Annotated in this window: 16 protein-coding genes; 5 read left to right on the top strand and 11 right to left on the bottom strand. The window is 62.6% G+C overall.

Features of this window, described 5'->3' with window-relative positions:
* Positions 1 to 6 precede the first annotated feature (6 nt).
* The 4 genes from J3P81_RS10755 to J3P81_RS10740 all read right to left on the bottom strand — a co-directional run bounded on the left by J3P81_RS10755 (position 7) and on the right by J3P81_RS10740 (position 5,385).
* Positions 7 to 1,509: a CoA-acylating methylmalonate-semialdehyde dehydrogenase gene (locus tag J3P81_RS10755; RefSeq protein WP_434563677.1), complete on the bottom strand. Its 1,503-nt coding sequence runs from the start codon at positions 1,507 to 1,509 to the stop codon at positions 7 to 9.
* A 30-nt stretch (positions 1,510 to 1,539) separates the two neighbouring features.
* Positions 1,540 to 2,349 (bottom strand): 5-deoxy-glucuronate isomerase, encoded by an 810-nt coding sequence (gene iolB, locus J3P81_RS10750; RefSeq protein WP_434563675.1) that lies wholly within the window; start codon positions 2,347 to 2,349, stop codon positions 1,540 to 1,542.
* Positions 2,346 to 3,239: a myo-inosose-2 dehydratase gene (gene iolE, locus J3P81_RS10745; protein WP_434563673.1), complete on the bottom strand. Its 894-nt coding sequence runs from the start codon at positions 3,237 to 3,239 to the stop codon at positions 2,346 to 2,348. Before iolE ends, iolB begins: the two co-directional genes overlap by 4 nt.
* Positions 3,240 to 3,447: 208 nt before the next feature.
* On the bottom strand, positions 3,448 to 5,385 hold the full coding sequence (locus J3P81_RS10740) for a bifunctional 5-dehydro-2-deoxygluconokinase/5-dehydro-2-deoxyphosphogluconate aldolase (protein ID WP_420766610.1): 1,938 nt from the start codon (positions 5,383 to 5,385) through the stop codon (positions 3,448 to 3,450).
* Positions 5,386 to 5,698: 313 nt separating this feature from the next.
* Between J3P81_RS10740 and J3P81_RS10735 the strand changes: the two genes are divergently transcribed.
* Positions 5,699 to 6,619 (top strand): MurR/RpiR family transcriptional regulator, encoded by a 921-nt coding sequence (locus tag J3P81_RS10735; protein ID WP_434563671.1) that lies wholly within the window; start codon positions 5,699 to 5,701, stop codon positions 6,617 to 6,619.
* Between the two features lie 33 nt (positions 6,620 to 6,652).
* Positions 6,653 to 7,264, top strand: a complete 612-nt coding sequence (locus J3P81_RS10730) for a glutathione S-transferase N-terminal domain-containing protein (protein ID WP_420766612.1) — start codon at positions 6,653 to 6,655, stop codon at positions 7,262 to 7,264.
* A 50-nt stretch (positions 7,265 to 7,314) separates the two neighbouring features.
* Here J3P81_RS10730 and hcnC read toward each other — a convergent pair whose 3' ends face one another.
* The 3 genes from hcnC to hcnA are packed head-to-tail and all read right to left on the bottom strand — an operon-like array spanning position 7,315 to position 10,293.
* Entirely contained in the window at positions 7,315 to 8,574 is a 1,260-nt protein-coding gene (gene hcnC / locus J3P81_RS10725) for a cyanide-forming glycine dehydrogenase subunit HcnC (protein ID WP_434563669.1), read from the bottom strand.
* Positions 8,567 to 9,976 carry a cyanide-forming glycine dehydrogenase subunit HcnB gene (gene hcnB, locus J3P81_RS10720; RefSeq protein ID WP_434563667.1) on the bottom strand — a complete coding sequence of 470 codons (1,410 nt, stop codon included), beginning with the start codon at positions 9,974 to 9,976 and terminating at the stop codon, positions 8,567 to 8,569. The genes hcnC and hcnB overlap by 8 nt, the downstream gene beginning before the upstream one ends.
* Entirely contained in the window at positions 9,973 to 10,293 is a 321-nt protein-coding gene (gene hcnA, locus J3P81_RS10715; protein WP_420766636.1) for a cyanide-forming glycine dehydrogenase subunit HcnA, read from the bottom strand. Before hcnA ends, hcnB begins: the two co-directional genes overlap by 4 nt.
* Position 10,294: 1 nt before the next feature.
* Between hcnA and J3P81_RS10710 the strand changes: the two genes are divergently transcribed.
* The 3 genes from J3P81_RS10710 to J3P81_RS10700 all read left to right on the top strand — a co-directional run bounded on the left by J3P81_RS10710 (position 10,295) and on the right by J3P81_RS10700 (position 12,620).
* Positions 10,295 to 10,495 (top strand): hypothetical protein, encoded by a 201-nt coding sequence (locus J3P81_RS10710; protein ID WP_434563665.1) that lies wholly within the window; start codon positions 10,295 to 10,297, stop codon positions 10,493 to 10,495.
* Between the two features lie 78 nt (positions 10,496 to 10,573).
* Entirely contained in the window at positions 10,574 to 11,257 is a 684-nt protein-coding gene (locus J3P81_RS10705) for a response regulator transcription factor (protein WP_047230191.1), read from the top strand.
* Positions 11,235 to 12,620: a sensor histidine kinase gene (locus J3P81_RS10700; RefSeq protein ID WP_420766616.1), complete on the top strand. Its 1,386-nt coding sequence runs from the start codon at positions 11,235 to 11,237 to the stop codon at positions 12,618 to 12,620. Before J3P81_RS10705 ends, J3P81_RS10700 begins: the two co-directional genes overlap by 23 nt.
* Positions 12,621 to 12,665: 45 nt before the next feature.
* Here J3P81_RS10700 and J3P81_RS10695 read toward each other — a convergent pair whose 3' ends face one another.
* From J3P81_RS10695 to J3P81_RS10680, 4 genes are all read right to left on the bottom strand, one after another.
* Complete coding sequence (locus J3P81_RS10695) at positions 12,666 to 12,914, bottom strand: DUF1652 domain-containing protein (protein WP_434563663.1); 249 nt, start codon at positions 12,912 to 12,914, stop codon at positions 12,666 to 12,668.
* A gap of 240 nt (positions 12,915 to 13,154) precedes the next feature.
* Positions 13,155 to 14,639, bottom strand: a complete 1,485-nt coding sequence (locus tag J3P81_RS10690; RefSeq protein WP_434563661.1) for a PAS domain S-box protein — start codon at positions 14,637 to 14,639, stop codon at positions 13,155 to 13,157.
* An 82-nt stretch (positions 14,640 to 14,721) separates the two neighbouring features.
* On the bottom strand, positions 14,722 to 15,801 hold the full coding sequence (locus tag J3P81_RS10685) for a tartrate dehydrogenase (protein WP_420766619.1): 1,080 nt from the start codon (positions 15,799 to 15,801) through the stop codon (positions 14,722 to 14,724).
* A 40-nt stretch (positions 15,802 to 15,841) separates the two neighbouring features.
* The gene (locus J3P81_RS10680; RefSeq protein WP_434563659.1) at positions 15,842 to 17,299 is read right to left on the bottom strand and encodes an NAD-dependent succinate-semialdehyde dehydrogenase; all 1,458 of its coding nucleotides are present in this window, start codon (positions 17,297 to 17,299) and stop codon (positions 15,842 to 15,844) included.
* Positions 17,300 to 17,358 lie beyond the last annotated feature (59 nt).

Below are 17,358 nucleotides of genomic sequence, written 5' to 3'. Positions count from 1 at the left end.
AATGAGTTATTGGGCAGTGGGCATGCTGAACTCGGGGCCCTTGGCGATGCTGTCGGGCCAGCGCTGCATCACGCTCTTGTAGCGACTGTAGAAACGCAGGCCTTCCTCGCCATAGGCATGGTGATCCCCGAACAGCGAACGCTTCCAGCCGCCAAAGGAGTGCCAGGCCATGGGCACCGGGATCGGCACGTTGATGCCCACCATGCCGACCTTGATGCTGCGGGCGAACGCCCGGGCGATGCCGCCATCACGGGTGAAGCACGACACACCGTTGCCAAACTCATGGGCATTGATCAGCGCCACCGCCGTGGCGAAATCCGGCACACGAACGATGCCCAGCACCGGGCCGAAAATCTCCTGTTGGTAGATGCTCATCTCGGCGGTGACCTGGTCGAACAGCGTCGCGCCGACAAAGAATCCCTGCTCGGCCCCCGGCACCTTGAAGCCCCGGCCGTCGACGATCAGTCGCGCACCCTCGGCCACGCCAGCATCGATGAAGCCTTCTACCTTGGCCTTGTGGTCGGCGGTGACCAACGGCCCCATGTCGGTGCCGGGCTGCTGGCCATTGCCGACTTTCAGTTGGTCGATACGTGGCAACAGTCGGGCGATCAGCTCATCGCCCACGTCGCCCACCGCCACCGCGATGGAAATCGCCATGCAGCGCTCGCCGGCAGAACCGTAGGCCGCGCCGATCAGCGCGTCCGCCGCCTGGTCGAGGTCGGCATCGGGCATGACGATCATGTGGTTCTTCGCCCCACCCAGGGCCTGCACGCGCTTACCGTGCGCCGTACCCTGCTGGTGGATGTATTCGGCGATGGGCGTGGAGCCGACAAAGGAGATCGCCTCGATGTCCGGGTGCTGCAATAGCGCATCCACGGCCGCCTTGTCGCCCTGGACGACATTGAATACGCCGTCCGGCAGGCCGGCTTCGGTCAGCAAGCGGGCCATCAGCAAACTGGCGGACGGGTCGCGTTCCGAAGGCTTGAGGATGAAGCAGTTGCCGGCAACCAGCGCCAGGGGAATCATCCACAACGGCACCATGACCGGGAAATTGAACGGCGTGACGCCAGCGCAAACGCCCAGCGGTTGGCGCAAATTCCAGTTATCGATACCGCCGCCGATGTTGTCGCTGAAATCGGTCTTGAGCAGGCTCGGCGCACCGCAGGCGTACTCGACGATTTCGATACCGCGGGTGACTTCGCCGTGGGCGTCGGACAGCACCTTGCCGTGTTCACGGCTGATGATCTGCGCCAACTCATCATGGTGGCGGTCGAGCAATTCCTTGAACTTGAACATCACCCGCGACCGTCGCAACGACGATTGCTCGGACCAGGCCGGGAACGCCGCCAGCGCCGAGGCCACCGCTGCCTCGACGGTACTCGGCTCGGCCAGGGCCACCCGGGCCTGCACCGCGCCGGTGGCCGGGTTGAAGACATTGCTGGAGCGAGCGGTGTCGCCATCCTGCACTTGGCCGTTGATGTAATGGCCTATTACCGGGGTGTCGCTCATTGTCCTGGTTCTCCGTTGGAATGTTCGAATTCAGAGGTCGAGCAGCCAGCTGTGCTGCGGGTCGTTATGGAACTGCCAGACCCGCTTCGGACCGGCCATGACATTCAGGTAATACGACTCGTACCCGTAGGGCACGCTGACCGGGTGGTAACCCTTGGGCACCACCACCAGGTCACTGTTTTCCACGGCCATGGCCTGGTCGATGCTGCGGTCGTCGGTGTAGACCCGCTGGAACACGAAGCCCTGGGACGGGTTGACCTGGTGGTAGTAGGTCTCTTCGAGAAAGCTCTGGTGCGGCAGGTCGTCGGTGTCGTGCTTGTGGGGCGGATAGCTGGACGAATGACCGGACGGCGTGCGCACTTCCACTACCAGCAGCGAGTGGGCCGGTTCGCTGTCGGGCAGGATGTCGCAGACATAACGGGTATTGGCGCCCTTGCCGCGAACGCTGCGTTTCATGCTTTGCGGGCGGATCAGCCGTGGCCCGTATTCATTGCTGGCCGCACCCGGCGCGGCGCACACCGCTACTTGCACGTCGCTCAAGGCCGTCACCTGGGCCTGGCTGCCGGGTGGCAGGTATGCGGCGTAGGGGGATTTATCCTCGAACACCGAGTGGCGGTCACCGAGGTTGTCCCAGCTGAACGTTCCCTGCCCCGGCGCTTCGCCCTTGAGGTCGATACGCCCGCTGAGCAAGACCACACACAACTCCTTGTCACCCGCCATCACCGGAAGGGTTTCTCCGAGGCTCAGGCGGTAGGCCGCGAAGCCCACGTAATCCAACGCACCATGGGGCAGTTCGACCAGTTTCTGGCCGCCGGGATTGCTCTTGATCAACAGGCTCATGCCGGCATCCTCTCTTGCAGCAGGGCACGCAAGGTGTCGTAGCCCTTCTTGGCGTAGACATAACTCGGCGCCACGGCGGGGTCCTGCTCGGCTTCCACCACCAGCCACCCTTGGTAGTCGGCAGCCAGCAGGACGTCGAGCAACGCAGCGAAATCGATGTCGCCATCCCCCGGCACGGTGAAGGTGCCATTGATGATGCAGTCGGGGAAACTCCAGAGGTTGTTGCGCGCCAGCTGCACCACGGGTTTGCGCACGTCCTTGAAATGCACGTGACAGATGCGCTCGATGTGCTTGCGCAAGACTTGCAGCGGTTCGCCACCGCCCATGTAGCAATGGCCAGAGTCGAACAGCAGTCCCACTTCGCTGCCGGTCAAGGCCATCAGCTTGTCGATGTCCGAAGGCGATTCGACGTAGGCGCCCATGTGGTGGTGATAGGCCAGTCGCACGCCCTGGGACAGGGTGAAGCGCGCCAGTTCGGTGAGCTTGTCGGCGTAGGCTTGCCAGGCTTCGTCGGTGTGAAAGCGCGGGCGTTCGATCAATGGGATGCGCTGGCCCTGGATGGAGTCAGCCACTTCGCCATAGACCAATACCGTCGCGCCGTTCTGCGCCAGCAGCTCGACATGGCTGGCGATGGCGTCGATTTCCTCGGCCGCCGAACGCCGCGCCAATCGACTGGAATACCAGCCGGAAACCAGCGCCAGGTCGTACGGGCGCAACACATCGCCGACGCCCTTGGCGTCCTTGGGGAACTTGCCGTTGAGCTCAAACCCTTCGTAACCGATTTCCTTGCCTTCGCTCAGCGCCGTGCTCAAGGGCGTCTCGCCGCCAAGGGACGGCAGGTCGTCGTTGCTCCAGGAAATCGGGTTGATGCCAATTCGAATAGCGGGCATGGCTGCACCTTTTATTGTTTTTCAAACTGAATAACGAAAACCGTTTGGAATACTTATCGTGGCGAGGGGATTTATCCCCGCTGGGCTGCGAAGCGGCCCCTTAAAGACTAAATGCAAGTTGCCTGACACACCGAGTTGCCGGGTTTGGGGCCGCTTCGCGACCCAGCGGGGATAAATCCCCTCGCCACAAAAGCCGCCACAACACCCATCAAGCCCGGGCACTGCGCCACGCCTCGATCAATTCCACAAACCGCCCCTGCACGTCCCGGATCAACGTTTCGTCATCGATCTCCCCGGCCATCCAGGCCCGGCTCGGCTCCTGGAAAATCGTCCGGCCCACGGCAAAGCCCCGGCAGGTGGTGCTCTGGCTGGCCTGGCGGAAGCCCTCGGCCAATGCGGCGGCCGGGGCGTTGAGGCCCAGCAGCACCACGCCACGGCAGTACGGGTCGCGCTGCTGGATCAACTCGTCGAGTTGCTTCCACTCTTGGGCCGTCTGCGCTTCGATCTTCCACCACGCCGGGAAAATACCCAGGTTGTAGAGGCGCTTGAGGGCGCGATAGAGCACGTCCGGATGGGCTGATGGATGATCCTTCGGCGGGATGACTTCCAGCAGCAACTCATGACCGCTGACCTGGGACGCCTTGTACAAGCCCATCAACTGAGCCTCTTGTTCCAGGCGCAGCAGCGGTTCGTCGTCGGGGTGAAATTGAACCAGGCATTTGATGATCTGTTCCTGCGGCCAGGCAATCAGGTTGCTGCCGATGGAGCGCCCGTGCTCGAACGCCAGCGGCCGCGAGCCCTGCACTTCCACCGGCCGCGCCACCCACCAGCCACGCCCGGTGGCCGCGTTGAGGGAGTCCTGGCCAAAGCGCTGGTCGGCCAGCAAACCGACATCGGCGGCGATACCCTGGCGTTGCAGGTCGACCTCGACCCGCTGCACAGCCTGGATGAACAGTTGCTTGAGCTCGCTGATACTGTCGAGGCCACGCCCGCCGCGCTGAGCCAGTTCCACCAGTTGCCAGCGATGGTCGAAGGCGAAGATGAACAACTGCTTCCAGGCCCTGCGCGGCACGCTCACCTGATGCAGCCGTTGCAGCGCGGCATCCTGGTCCGGTCGGGTGATGGGCACCGGGCTGTTGAACAAATAGTCGAGTTCGGCCCGGGTCGGCATCGCCGGAGCGCAGGCATGGCGCGAAACCACCAGGCCACCGCAGGCATTGGCCAACTGGCAGCAGCGCTCATCGTCGGCGTCCTCCAGCCAACCGGCGAGGAACCCGGACATGAACGCATCACCGGCACCCAGCACATTCAAGACTTCGACCCTAACGCCCGGGTAAATGGCGCCGTCTTCCAATCGGTTCGGGATGTCACCGTGGATCACCGTGCATCCTTGTGGGCCGAGCTTGACCACCAGGGTTGCCGCCGTCAGCGCGCGCACCGTACGCAGCGCGGCCAGCAGGTCCTCGCTGCCGCCAGCGATGAGGAATTCTTCCTCGGTGCCGACGATCAGGTCGAAACGCGCCAGGATGCCTTGCACGTGCTGGCTGACCTTGCGGTCGGCAACGAAACGGGTTTCACCGTCGGCCTTGCTCGCCAGGCCCCAGAGGACCGGGCGGTAATCGATGTCGAGAACGCATTTGACGTTGTGTTTTCGGGCATGATCCAGCGCCTGGATGCTCGCGTTGTAGACGCCTTCGGTAGAGAAATGAGTGCCGGTGATCAGCAGCGCCTTGCTGGAAGCGATAAAGGTTTCGTCGATGTCTTCGGCCCGCAGCGCCATGTCCGCGCAGTTTTCCCGGTAGAACACCAGGGGAAAGGTCTCGCGATCCTTGATACCCAGCAAGACCATGGCGGTCAGGCGCTCGGCATCGACCTTGATGCCGCTGACGTCACAGCCTTCCCGGGCGAGGGACTGCACCAGGAAACGCCCCATGTGATCGTCGCCTACACGGCTCAACATCGCCGATTTCAGCCCCAGGCGTGCCGTACCGAAGGCGATGTTGGCCGACGATCCACCCAGGTACTTGGCAAAACTGCTGACATCTTCCAGCCGCGCGCCGACCTGCTGCGCATAGAGATCGACGCCCAGGCGTCCCAGGCAGATGACATCCAATTGACGCCCACTGGCAAAACGAGTCTGGCCCATGCTGGCTCCTGTTATTTTTATCAGCCTGCGCTTGCCGTCGGAACCGACGCCAACGCTTTGGTGGATGCAGACTAAAACGAGCAAGCGCCAATAATCAATATTTTTTCCATATATTTTTATCGTGGAATATTTTTTCCAATATGCTATTGCTCAACCGGGCCAGACGCGGTGCATCGTTTCAGCAGGCGCTACAACTTCGTTCACCCATGATTTTCCTCCCGCCTACGCTGTAGACTGCGACCAGCCAACCTATTGTCGAGGATCGGCCCGTTTTTCAGGGGCGTCCTATAAGAACAAGCCAGAAGGATTTCCTATGACCCGCCCCGATCTGCAGGCGCCGTCCGAGAGCGCGTCCGAAGCCGCCCTCCCCAGCCCACCGATCAACGCCGAGCGGCTGTTGCAGCTGATCACCGAGGAATACGAAGGCCTGCCGCGCCAGCTCAAGCGCATCGCCAGCTATATGAGCCAGCAAAGCGACCGGATCATGGTTGATCGCATCAGCGACATCGCCCGGGAATGTGAAGTGCATCCCTCGGCCATCGTGCGCTTCTCCCAGCGTTTCGGCTTCAGCGGGTTCAGCGAAATGCAGGCTTTGTTCCGCGAGGCGTACACCCACAAAACCACGCCGGTACAGAACTACCAGCAACGCATTCGCAGCATGATCGCCAACAAATCCCAGAAGGCCAGTGCCGGCGACCTGGCCCGGGAATGCATCAACGCGACCCTGTCGGGTATCGAACGCCTGGGGCTGGAACTCGAAGACGAGGCGTTCGAAAAAGCTGTGGACCTGGTGGTGAATGCCGACAACATCTATGTGGTCGGTGTGCGGCGTTCATTCGCGGTGGCCGATTACCTGGTCTACAACCTGCAGCACACCAACAAGCGCATTCACCTGGTCTCCGGCCTGGGCGGCAGTTATCGCGAGCAGATGCGCAGCGTGCGGGCCAACGACCTGGTGATTGCCATCAGCTTTACGCCTTACGGCAAGGAAACCCAGCACTGCCTACGCATTGCCCAGCATCACCAGGCGAAGACACTGATCATCACCGACAGCAACTTATCGCCGCTGGCCAAGCGGGCCAACGCGGTGTTGCTGGTCAACGAAGGCAGCTCGTTCGCGTTCCGCTCGTTGAGCGCCACGTTGTGCCTGTGCCAAGCGCTGTTCATCGCCGTGGCCTACCGACTCGAACTCAAAGTCGATGAAATCCATGAACAGGTCGGCTTCGAGGATTGATACCCGACCTGCCAAACCGCTGAAGGAGAAGCCATGAAACTGATCGGCATGTTGGACTCGCCCTACGTGCGACGCGTCGCCATTTCCGCCAAATGCCTAGGGATTGCCCTAGAACACGAATCGGTGTCGGTGTTCCGGCAATTCGAGCATTTCCAGAGCATCAACCCGGTGGTCAAGGCCCCCACGCTGGTGATGGATGATGCCTCGGTGTTGATGGATTCCACCTTGATCATCGATTACCTGGAGGCACTGGCCGGCCCGGCGAACAGCCTGATGCCGTCCGATCCAGCCCAACGATTGCGCTCCTTGCAATTGGTCGGGCTGGCGCTGGCGGCGTGCGAAAAGTCGGTGCAGATCTATTACGAACGCACCCTGCGACCGGCGGATATCCAACATGCTCCGTGGCTGTCACGAATTTCGGGCCAGTTGCTGGCCGCCTACGGTGAGCTGGAGCAAGCCCTGGCAAAACAACCGCTGCCCACCGATGGTTCCATCGATCAGGCCGGCATCACCGTCGCCGTGGCGTGGACCTTCACCAACCTGTTGGTGGCGGATCAAGTACAGGGCAAGTCCTTCCCGCAGATCAGCGCATTCACCGCCTATGCCGAAGGGTTGGAAGCGTTTGTCAGCACGCCGGTGGAGTGACGGCTGGATACATGCCTTTGTGGGAGCGAGCAAGCTCGCTCCCACAGGGTTCAGGCCGGTTCCATTTTTCTAGGCTCTGGAATCGGCGCTACCTCGAAGCGGTCGGCCAGGAATGGCGTGATGTCCAGTGGCAGCGGCTCCTGGTTCACCAGTTTGTCCAGCAGCACGCCGGTGATGGCCGAGGTCAGGATACCGGTGCGAAAGTGCCCGCAGGCGTTGAGGTAGCCCTCGACACCGCGCATCGGCCCCAGGATCGGTAGCTCATCGGGTGAGCCTGGACGCAGGCCGGCCCAGGTGCGCTTCAGGTTGATGTCGACCAGTTGCGGGATACAGCGCACGGCACCCTGTACCAGCCCTTCGATCTCCGGGTAGGTGGTGGTCACGTCGAACCCTTTGTCCTCCGTGGTGCTGCCGATGAGGATTTCGCCGTTGTCTTTCTGCGCCACGTAGCAGTCGCTGGTGGTCAGGCAGCCATTGAGGATTTTGGGCATGCGCTCGGTCAAGAGGATCTGGCCCTTGACTGGCTTGACCGGGATCCGCACGCCCGTTGCCTGCTCGCTCAGGTCCGCCGCCCAGGCGCCGGCGGCGTTGATCAAGGTCTGGCAAGTAAATGTCCCGGCCTCGGCGGTCTTCACGCCGGTGACCCGCGTCCCGCTTCGCAACACGTCAGTCACGTTGGTGTTGAAGAACAGGTCGACACCGTTCTGCCGCGCGCCCTCGGTGTAGGCGTCTGCCAGGCGGAATGGGCTGACCTGATGGTCGCACAGGAATTCCAGGGCACCCCGGGCCTCGTCGCTGACGTTCGGCTCGGTCTCGCGCAATGCCGCCTGGTCGAGCCAGCGCACCTGATCGGCCAGATGGGGAATGCAGGCGACAATATGCTCGGCATACAACCGATCTTCATCGTCGTAGATCACGAACTTGAGCCCGGTCCGTTCGAACTTGAAATCCATGCCATGACGATCGAACAGTTCCCGGTGCAATTGCGGGTACATCGCGTTGGACTGCAAGGCGAATTCGAAAAACGAGTCGGGCAGGATATGCGGCGTGCTGGCATCCACCGCCACGGCGGCGCCCTGGGTCTGGCGCTTGCGATTGGCTGACATCATCCTGAAGAAAATCACCCCGCAACCCAGGCCCACCGATTCGCCAATGGCCCAGAGGCCACCCGCCGAGGCGCGGGTGGCGTTGCCTGGACGCTTGGCGTCGATCAGGGCGATCTTCAGATGGTTGCGCTTGGACAGCTGGTAAGCGCAGGAGGCGCCGATCACGCCGCCACCGGCAATCACAACATCGTAATGCCTAATCATGGGAAACGGCCTCCGTGCCGAGGTACTGGAACGCTGAAAAAGGAACAGGATCTATGGGGAAACGTGGCCGCAGCCACCCTACATCAGCGCGCCCGGTGGCCTCGCGCAACCGGTCGCTGCAATAACCGACGCACATGCGCCCCTGGCAGTCGCCCATGCTCACGCGGGTGCGCATCTTCAGGCTGGCCATGTCTTGCACGCCCTGCGCCAGGGCCCGGTCGATGTCGGCGCGGGTGGCATGTTCGCAGCGGCAGATCACCGTGTCGGCGGCAGGCAGCGCCGTTTGGCCCGCCCCACGCTGGGTGTAGCGATCGACCGCGGCGCGAAAACGAATGATGCGGTCCAGTTGTGCCTGGTACCGCTCGCGACGCCCGAGGGCTGCCGCCCCATCCAGGACGTTGCGTTGCACCAGCACCGACAGCGCCGCGATGCGCCCGCTCAGCATGGCTGCCTCTCCCCCGCGAATCCCGCCCATGTCGCCCGCCAGATGGACATGCGCCTCGCTGCCCCGTTGCCAGGCATCGGATACGGCACGCAGATAGCCGTCGTCGCTGAAACCATGTTCCAGGCCCATCTGCTGGCTCAGCTGGGTGCGCGGGATAAACCCGTAGCCGACGGCCAACGTCTGGGCCGGCACCTGTTCGGCGCGCGCAAGGTCCGGTTCCCAATTTACGGAGTACGGCGCTACGGTCACGGCGCTCAACTCGCCCTCGCCTTCGGCACGCACCACGCCCCAGCCATAGCGCACGGGAATGCGATGGCGCTTGAGGTACGCGAGCATGCCCAGGCCGTCGAGGAACAGTTGCGGCTTGTTCAGCAGCGCTAGGCTTTCCTTGGCGATCCTGCCGAACGCACACGCCTCATAGACACCCGCCACGGTGACGCCCGAGGCGTGAAGCTGACAGGCCACCAATGGCAATAACGGGCCCGTCCCGGCGATCACCACCGGGCTAGGCGGCTTGACCACGCCGCTCTTGATCTGCAGCTGCAAGCCGCCAAGCATCATCACGCCCGGGAGGGTCCAGCCAGGGAACGGTACGCTGCGTTCATGGCACCCCGCTGCCAGGATCAACTGCGAATAGGCAACCGACCGCAAGCGCTCGTGCGCATCGAGCAGCGTCAGCGCCCGGAATCCCTCCGCCCCAATGACACGGCTGCCCAATTGCACGTCGATCAGGTCGGCGTGGCGCTTGAAGTCCCCGTGGAGCTTCTCCAACGCTTCGCTGTAGCGGGCCCCCAGGTAATCCAGGCATACGCCATCGCGCAAGGGGCCGCGATACACCACGCCACCGAGGCGCGGCGCCTCTTCGAGCAAGGTGCAGCGCACCCCGTGGGAGGCCAGCTCGGTAGCCGCCGCCATGCCCGCCGGCCCGCCGCCGACGATGACCGGATCGAGGTTCATGGCGCCTCCGTTTCAGCAATGCGGTTGGCCCGGGTCTCGATCTGCATGCCGGGGCGCACGAGAGTCTGGCAGGCGCGGCGCTTATGGCGACCATCGATCTTGACCAGGCAGCAGTGGCAAACCCCCATCCCGCAATAGGCGCCACTGATCTGGTCGTGGTCGTTGCGGGCCACCTGTCGGCGACCCAGGGCCTGGATCACGGTAAGCACGGTTTCGCCCTGGGCGGCATTGACAGCCTGTCCGTCCAGGAGCACGGTCATGTCAGCCTCGAGCGGCTGGATATCGTATTGTCGGTGTATGAGGTCTTGAGGTTGCATCATGCAGCTCTTCCTTGAAGGTTCAGTCGGTTTTGGCTCCTTGCGGCACGCCACCACCCGCCTTGCGGCGATGCCCATCGGCGACTGCGCGCCAAAACAGGGCAACAGGCGCAGCATGCTGGTGCGCGGCGCAATGATGTTAGGGATTATTTGTGACGAAGTGTTGATCCAGGCCAATCAATGCGCACGTCCGCGCCCATGAACTTTTTTTCAGAAAGCCGACAGGTATTCTTTGGCAGAATGCTGCGCAGTCGCTCCAATTACTCACCCGGTACTGACCATGAACCGCATCCTGACCATCGAAGACGACGCCGTGACCGCTCGGGAAATTGTCGCCGAACTGACCCGCAACGGCCTGGACGTCGACTGGGTCGACAATGGCCGCGAAGGCTTGGAGCGCGCGGTCAGCGGTGACTACGACCTGATCACCCTCGACCGCATGCTCCCCGAACTGGACGGCCTGGTGATTGTCACCACGCTACGGACCATGGGCGTGGCCACGCCGATTCTGATGATCAGCGCCCTGTCCGATGTCGACGAACGCGTCCGCGGCCTGCGCGCCGGTGGCGACGATTACCTGACCAAGCCGTTCGCCACCGATGAAATGGCCGCCCGGGTCGAGGTGTTGCTGCGCCGCAACAACGGTGCCCGTGAACCCGAGACCGCGCTGCGGGTGGCGGACCTGGAGCTGAACCTGATCAGCCGCGAAGCCAGCCGCAACGGGCAACTGCTCAGCCTCTTGCCCACCGAATACAAACTGCTGGAATTCCTGATGCGCAACAGCGGCCAGATCCTGTCGCGCATGATGATTTTCGAAGAGGTCTGGGGGTATCACTTCGACCCCGGCACCAACCTGATCGACGTCCACATCGGTCGCCTGCGCAAGAAAATCGACCCGCCGGGCCTGGAACCGCTGATTCGCACGGTACGAGGGTCCGGCTATGTCATTGCTGAACCCCGCTAAGGGCTGGCGATCCTCCAGCAGCCGCCTGCTGGCGCTCTACAGCGCGCTGTTCGTGATCTGGAGCGCCATCCTGATGGGGGTGATGTATTACGAAGTGTTTGGCTACCTCGACAGCCTCGCCAAACATTCCCTGATGCAACGCCAGCACCTGTTCGCGCGCATCCACGGCGACCAGCTGGAGGACGCGCTGATGGCCAGCCTGACGTTGGACGAACGCGGCGTCGACGCCTACGGCCTGTTCGATCCGCAGTTGCGCCATCTGAGCGGACCGATCCAACGCATCCCTGCCGATCTGCCGCTCGATGGCAAGATCCATATGCTCGGCGGTTGCGTCGATTCCGACGACCCGGGCGTGCCGTCCGACAGTTGCGACGCGATAGCGACCCGGACCCAGGATGGTCGCTGGCTGGTGCTGGCACGGGACAACGGCTCGTTGTTCGCCGTGACACGCATCATTTCACACGCGCTGTTCTGGGGCGTATCGCTGACGATCCTGCCCGGCATCTTCGGCTGGCACCTGCTGCGGCGCCGGCCGTTGCGGCGGATTCGCAAGCTGCAAGCCAGCGCCGAGGCCATCGTCGCCGGTGACCTGACCCATCGCCTGCCGCTGTCGAGCCGCCGCGATGAACTGGACATGCTGGCGGCCATCGTCAATGCCATGCTCGACCGCATCGAACGGCTGATGAACGAGGTCAAGGGCGTCTGCGACAACATCGCCCATGACTTGCGCACGCCACTGACCCGCCTGCGGGCCCAGCTCTATCGCATCCAGCAGGAAGCGGCGGACGGCTCGCCCGAAGCCTTGCAGATGGATCAGGTGATCGCTGAGACGGATACGCTGATGGCGCGGTTTCGCGGGCTGTTGCGGATATCGGAGTTGGAGGACCAGCAGCGTCGCTCCGGCTTCATGCGCCTCGATCCCTTGCAGTTATTGCAAGAACTGCACGATTTCTACCTGCCCCTCGCCGAAGAGCGCGAGCTGGTTTTCAAGCTGGAGGTGCCCGCCAGCCTGCCCCTGCTCAACGGCGACCGGGCGTTGCTGTTCGAGGCCGTGTCGAACCTGCTGAGCAATTCCATCAAATTCACCCCACCGGGCGGTGAGGTGATCCTGCGCGGCGTCGACCAGGGCGACAGCACCCGCATCGAAGTGCTCGACTCCGGCCCTGGCATCCCGGAGGCAGAGCGCAAGGCGGTGTTTCGCCGTTTCTACCGCGCCGAGGGCAGCAGCCAGCACGGCGGATTCGGCCTTGGCCTGTCCATTGTCGCGGCGATTGTCAATTTGCACGGATTTACCCTGGAAGTGGATCGCAGCGAGTCGGGCGGCGCCCGGCTGGTGCTCGATTGCCGGGCGACATTGCTCTGATTCGTTGGCCCGTGGCGAGGGAGCGCGTCTTACCGGACCAGGAAATCAGGCAGGATCACTGCGGTGCAACGGCGTGTTGTGCAGTTCGTAGCGCAGCTCGTCAATCAGCTTCTCCAGGCCCTCTTCAGAGCGGATGCTCTCGACGCTCATGCCGCTCACCACCAGATCGACCTCGCCGCTTTCCTGGTGATACAGACGAATAGTCAGCGTGCCATCGCCATTGAGGTTGCATGCGCAGGACAGCGGAGCAAAACTTTTTTCGAGGCGGGCGCGAAGCGGAGCAAGATGGGTCATCGTTTGCACCTCAGCTTCGAAGTCGCAAATGACCGGTGGACACACCCGGCCTCCTGGCTCCCGCAGACTTCCTGTCGATCTCGCACTTGAAGGGCTTGTTGCGCATTGTGGCGTATTCCTTGACTGTTTCGTGGGGGACGCGACATCAACAGCTATGCCGCACCCTCTCAGCCTAAGGAAGGAGGCGCCCGCGAAGAACCCGAATTTGCACTAGCACGGCAGGTGCATATGCACTGGCTACTATGGTGCCTTCATCCGCCATTCATTTGCGTACAACCCCCGCTCCCGCGCCCAGACAATCGCTTCGCTGCGGCTATGCACGTCCAGTTTGGAATATAGCGTAGCCACGTGATTGCGCACGGTGTTTGGCGCGAGCTTGAGCCGCGCGGCAATTTCCTTGTCAGCCAGGCCCTCGCAGATCAGGCCAAGCACGTCGCGTTCCCGGGCCGTCAGCTCGGTGAACGATGTCGTGGGGCTTTGCGCGTTGATACTTTTCACATTGGCGAGTTTTTCGATCAAGGTGCGGCTGAACCACGAGGCGTCCTTCATCACTTCCTCGATGGCCGCCACCAGTTCCAGCTCCGAACGCTTGCGTTCGGTGATGTTCATCAGCACCAGCAAATAGCAGGCTTTGTCCTGGATGACCACAGTGTCGGCCGCCACTTCGCAGTCGATCTGTTCGCCCCCCTTCCTGTGAACCTTGATGTCGACGCCGGACACAGTGGCGGTCTTTTCCAACCGCGCAAAAAGCGTCGCGCCTGCGTCCTTGTCGAGAAAACCGATTTCCTCGACGGTCTTGCCCAACAACTCTTCGCTGGCATAACCGGTCGCCTGGAGGAAGGCTTCGTTGATTTCCAGCAATTGCTGCTCAGCGCTACAGATCAGCGTTGGCACCGGCGACAGGCGGAATGACTTGGCAAAGCGCTCCTCGCTTTGGCGCAGCGCCGTCTCGGCCTTGCGCCGGGGCTCCATGTCCATGAAGGAGAACAGCATGCAGTCTTCATCGTGCAGGTCCAGGGGCTGGCCGGCGACGATCACTTGCTTGCTGCTACCGTCCGGCAAACGCATTTCGGCCTGCATCTGCGGAATGGTCGCACCCTGGCCCAGGCGCTCGATGGCCAGGTCACGCTTCTCGGCCGCTTCGAGCACATCCAACTCATACACCGAACGGCCGATCACCTGCTCGCGGCTGTAGCCGGTCATTTCCAGGAAGCCCGCGTTGACCTTGATATAGCGCAGGTCGCTGAGGCGGCAGATCACCGCAGGCGCCGGATTGGCGCCAAAGGTTCTCTCGAACCGTTGCTCAGCGCTGGCCCATTCAGTGGCATCGCTGAGAATCAGCACCAGATATTCCGGCTCGCCGGCACGGTCACTCAGGACCATGCTGCGGATGCGGTGAACCCAGGTCCGATCCGGGTCGGCGTCTGGCGTGACTTCCACCAGCACATCGCTGAATTCATCGCCGCGAGCGACGCGGGCGATGGGGTAATTGTCTTCGGGCAACGAATGGTTATTGCGATAGCGCAGGTGGAAACGCTTGGCGTATTGCTTGGCATTGGCGCCCAACTCGCCGAGCTCCGTGACGCCGTGCATGGTCAGGGCGGCTTCATTGGCCCAGGCAATGGTCTGGTCGACCTCGACCAGTATCACGCCGTCAGACAATCCGGCGATGATTTGCAGCAATTGGCGGCGATTGGTATCGGTGTTCGGGACGTCCTGATTCATTGGGTCTCCATGGGTCGTGACGTTCAGGCATGGATGCGTTGAAGGTTACGACCACATGGGCTTGCGATAGTGCGCCAGGCCCTCAAAGCCCCGCGGCGATAGCCTTGCCGACGTCCTGGGTCGAGGCTTGTCCGCCCAGGTCAGGGGTTATCGGCCCGTGTGCGATCACCTGCTCGATGGCCCGCAGGATCCCGTCATGGGCCGCGCGATAACGCTCATCGCCGTTGCCAAGGAAATCCAGCATCAACGCTGCCGACCAGATCATCGCGATCGGGTTGGCAATGTTTTGCCCATAGATATCCGGCGCCGAGCCGTGCACCGGTTCGAACAGCGAGGGAAAGCGCCGCTGCGGATCCAGGTTCGCCGACGGCGCGATGCCGATAGTGCCGGCGCAGGCGGGGCCGAGGTCGGAAAGTATGTCGCCGAACAGGTTCGAGGCGACCACGACATCGAAGCGGTCTGGTTGCAGGACGAAACGGGCGCACAGGATGTCGATGTGCTGTTTGTCCCATGTCACCTCGGGGTATTGCTCGGCCATCAAGGCCGTGCGTTCGTCCCAGTACGGCATGCTGATGGAAATCCCGTTGGACTTGGTCGCGGCCGTCAGGCGCTTGCGCGGTCGGGATTGGGCCAGGTCGAAGGCGAACTTGAGAATCCGGTCGACGCCTCGGCGAGTGAACACCGATTCCTGCAGGACGAATTCATGCTCGGTGCCTTCGAACATCTTGCCGCCGACCGAGGAATATTCACCCTCGGTGTTTTCGCGGATTACCACGAAATCGATATCCCCCGCCTCCCGTCCGGCCAGCGGACAGGGCACGCCCGGGAACAGCCGCACCGGGCGGATGTTCACATACTGGTCGAAATCGCGGCGGAACTTGAGCAACGAGCCCCACAGGGAAATGTGGTCCGGGACCTTGTCCGGCCATCCCACGGCGCCGAAGTAGATCGCGTCGAAGCCCTTGAGTTGTTCGAACCAGTCGACGGGCATCATCTGCCCGTGCTCCAGGTAATAATCGCAGTGAGCCCAATCGAACACTTGGATGTCCAGGTCCAACTGCCATTGCCTGGCGGCCTGCTCCAATACTCGCAGGCCTTCGGGCAATACTTCCTTGCCAATGCCATCGCCGGCAATCGCGGCGATTCTAAAGGGTTTGCTCATCAGTCCTGACTCCCGGTTGTCTGTTCAAACGAAGGCCGCATCACAGCCCACCGATATGGAAAGCTTTCACTTCAAGGTATTCATCCAGGCCGTACTTGCTGCCTTCGCGCCCCAGGCCGGACTGCTTGATGCCACCGAAAGGCGCCACCTCCATGGAGATGATCCCGGTGTTGAGCCCGATCATCCCGAACTCCAACGCCTCGCCAAAATGCCACGAGCGCCGCAGGTCCTGGGTAAAGAAATAGGCACCCAGGCCATAAGGCGTGGCATTGGCCAAAGCCAGTGCCTCGTCCTCCGTCGAAAAGCGCATCAGCGGTGCAACCGGGCCGAAGGTTTCTTCATTGGCAAGCAACATCCCGGCGTGGGCGTCGCCCAGCACCGTCGGCTCGACGAACTGGCTGTCGCCTTGAGGAATGCCGCCACACAGGAGGCGCGCGCCCTGGCTCAGCGCATCGTCGATATGCCGGGCGACCTTGCTCACCGCAGCAGGATTGATCAATGGGCCGATCATCACGTCGGCTTCGAGCCCATCGCCGATCTTCAGCTTGCGCACTTCCTGCACCAGCCGCTCGGCAAAACGTTCGTAGATGCCTTCCTGCACCAGGATGCGGTTGGCGCAGACGCAGGTCTGGCCGGCGTTGCGAAACTTGCTTTGCATGATGCCGGCCACGGCCTGTTCCAAATCAGCATCGTCGAACACGATGAACGGCGCATTGCCACCGAGTTCCAGGCTCAGGCGCTTGATGTGCTCGGCGCTCTGGCGCATCAACAGGCGGCCGACCGCCGTCGAGCCGGTGAAGGAAATCTTGCGCACCGTCGGGTTGCCGGTCAGCTCTTCGCCGATGCCAGCGGGCATACCCGTGACCACATTGAAGACCCCGGCCGGAATCCCGACCCGCTCGGCCAGCACGGCGAGCGCCAGGGCGGACAACGGTGTCAGGTCCGACGGCTTGACGATCACCGGGCACCCCGCCGCCAGCGCCGGAGCGCACTTGCGGGTAATCATCGCGTTGGGGAAGTTCCACGGTGTGATGGCGGCGCAGACGCCGACCGGTTGCTTCAGGGTGAGCAGGCGACGGTCGCCGCTGGGAGCCGGAATGGTCTCGCCATAGACCCGACGGGCCTCTTCGGCGAACCATTTGACGAAGCCGGCGCCGTAGCGAATCTCGCCCCTGGCTTCATTCAGTGGCTTGCCCTGTTCATGGGTCATGATCAGCGCGAGGTCTTCGAGGTTGTCCATCATGGCCTGATACCAGCGCTCCAACATCGCCGCCCGCTCCGCCGCCGGACGCGCGCGCCATGCCGCCCAGGCCCCGTCCGCTGCCTCGATGGCGCGTCGGGTTTCGCTGCCTTGCATCGCGGGGACGCGGGCGAGCGTTTGGCCGGTGGCCGGGTTGATGACGTCGAGGGTGGCGCCATCGTCGGCCCCCACCCACTGCCCGTCGATATAAGCCAGTTCCGCCAGCAGGCTGGGGTCTTTCAGAAGTTGAGTGAGCATGATCGCGTCCTGTTCCGAGGTAGTTCCAGTCTAAGGAGGTCCGGCGGCGCAGGATGCTG

The sequence above is a fragment of the Pseudomonas sp. R1-6 genome (assembly GCF_051132115.1).
Classification (GTDB): domain Bacteria; phylum Pseudomonadota; class Gammaproteobacteria; order Pseudomonadales; family Pseudomonadaceae; genus Aquipseudomonas.
The sequence above is the reverse complement of the archived record's forward strand: the minus strand, read 5'-3'. Positions and strand labels throughout refer to the sequence as shown.

What these genes read in the sequence shown, in the direction of transcription:
- J3P81_RS10755 (WP_434563677.1), bottom strand. Translation starts at nt 1,509, where the DNA reads ATGAGCGACACCCCGGTAATAGGCCATTACATCAACGGCCAAGTGCAG.
- iolB (WP_434563675.1), bottom strand. Translation starts at nt 2,349, where the DNA reads ATGAGCCTGTTGATCAAGAGCAATCCCGGCGGCCAGAAACTGGTCGAA.
- iolE (WP_434563673.1), bottom strand. Translation starts at nt 3,239, where the DNA reads ATGCCCGCTATTCGAATTGGCATCAACCCGATTTCCTGGAGCAACGAC.
- J3P81_RS10740 (WP_420766610.1), bottom strand. Translation starts at nt 5,385, where the DNA reads ATGGGCCAGACTCGTTTTGCCAGTGGGCGTCAATTGGATGTCATCTGC.
- J3P81_RS10735 (WP_434563671.1), top strand. Translation starts at nt 5,699, where the DNA reads ATGACCCGCCCCGATCTGCAGGCGCCGTCCGAGAGCGCGTCCGAAGCC.
- J3P81_RS10730 (WP_420766612.1), top strand. Translation starts at nt 6,653, where the DNA reads ATGAAACTGATCGGCATGTTGGACTCGCCCTACGTGCGACGCGTCGCC.
- hcnC (WP_434563669.1), bottom strand. Translation starts at nt 8,574, where the DNA reads ATGATTAGGCATTACGATGTTGTGATTGCCGGTGGCGGCGTGATCGGC.
- hcnB (WP_434563667.1), bottom strand. Translation starts at nt 9,976, where the DNA reads ATGAACCTCGATCCGGTCATCGTCGGCGGCGGGCCGGCGGGCATGGCG.
- hcnA (WP_420766636.1), bottom strand. Translation starts at nt 10,293, where the DNA reads ATGCAACCTCAAGACCTCATACACCGACAATACGATATCCAGCCGCTC.
- J3P81_RS10710 (WP_434563665.1), top strand. Translation starts at nt 10,295, where the DNA reads ATGCAGCTCTTCCTTGAAGGTTCAGTCGGTTTTGGCTCCTTGCGGCAC.
- J3P81_RS10705 (WP_047230191.1), top strand. Translation starts at nt 10,574, where the DNA reads ATGAACCGCATCCTGACCATCGAAGACGACGCCGTGACCGCTCGGGAA.
- J3P81_RS10700 (WP_420766616.1), top strand. Translation starts at nt 11,235, where the DNA reads ATGTCATTGCTGAACCCCGCTAAGGGCTGGCGATCCTCCAGCAGCCGC.
- J3P81_RS10695 (WP_434563663.1), bottom strand. Translation starts at nt 12,914, where the DNA reads ATGACCCATCTTGCTCCGCTTCGCGCCCGCCTCGAAAAAAGTTTTGCT.
- J3P81_RS10690 (WP_434563661.1), bottom strand. Translation starts at nt 14,639, where the DNA reads ATGAATCAGGACGTCCCGAACACCGATACCAATCGCCGCCAATTGCTG.
- J3P81_RS10685 (WP_420766619.1), bottom strand. Translation starts at nt 15,801, where the DNA reads ATGAGCAAACCCTTTAGAATCGCCGCGATTGCCGGCGATGGCATTGGC.
- J3P81_RS10680 (WP_434563659.1), bottom strand. Translation starts at nt 17,299, where the DNA reads ATGCTCACTCAACTTCTGAAAGACCCCAGCCTGCTGGCGGAACTGGCT.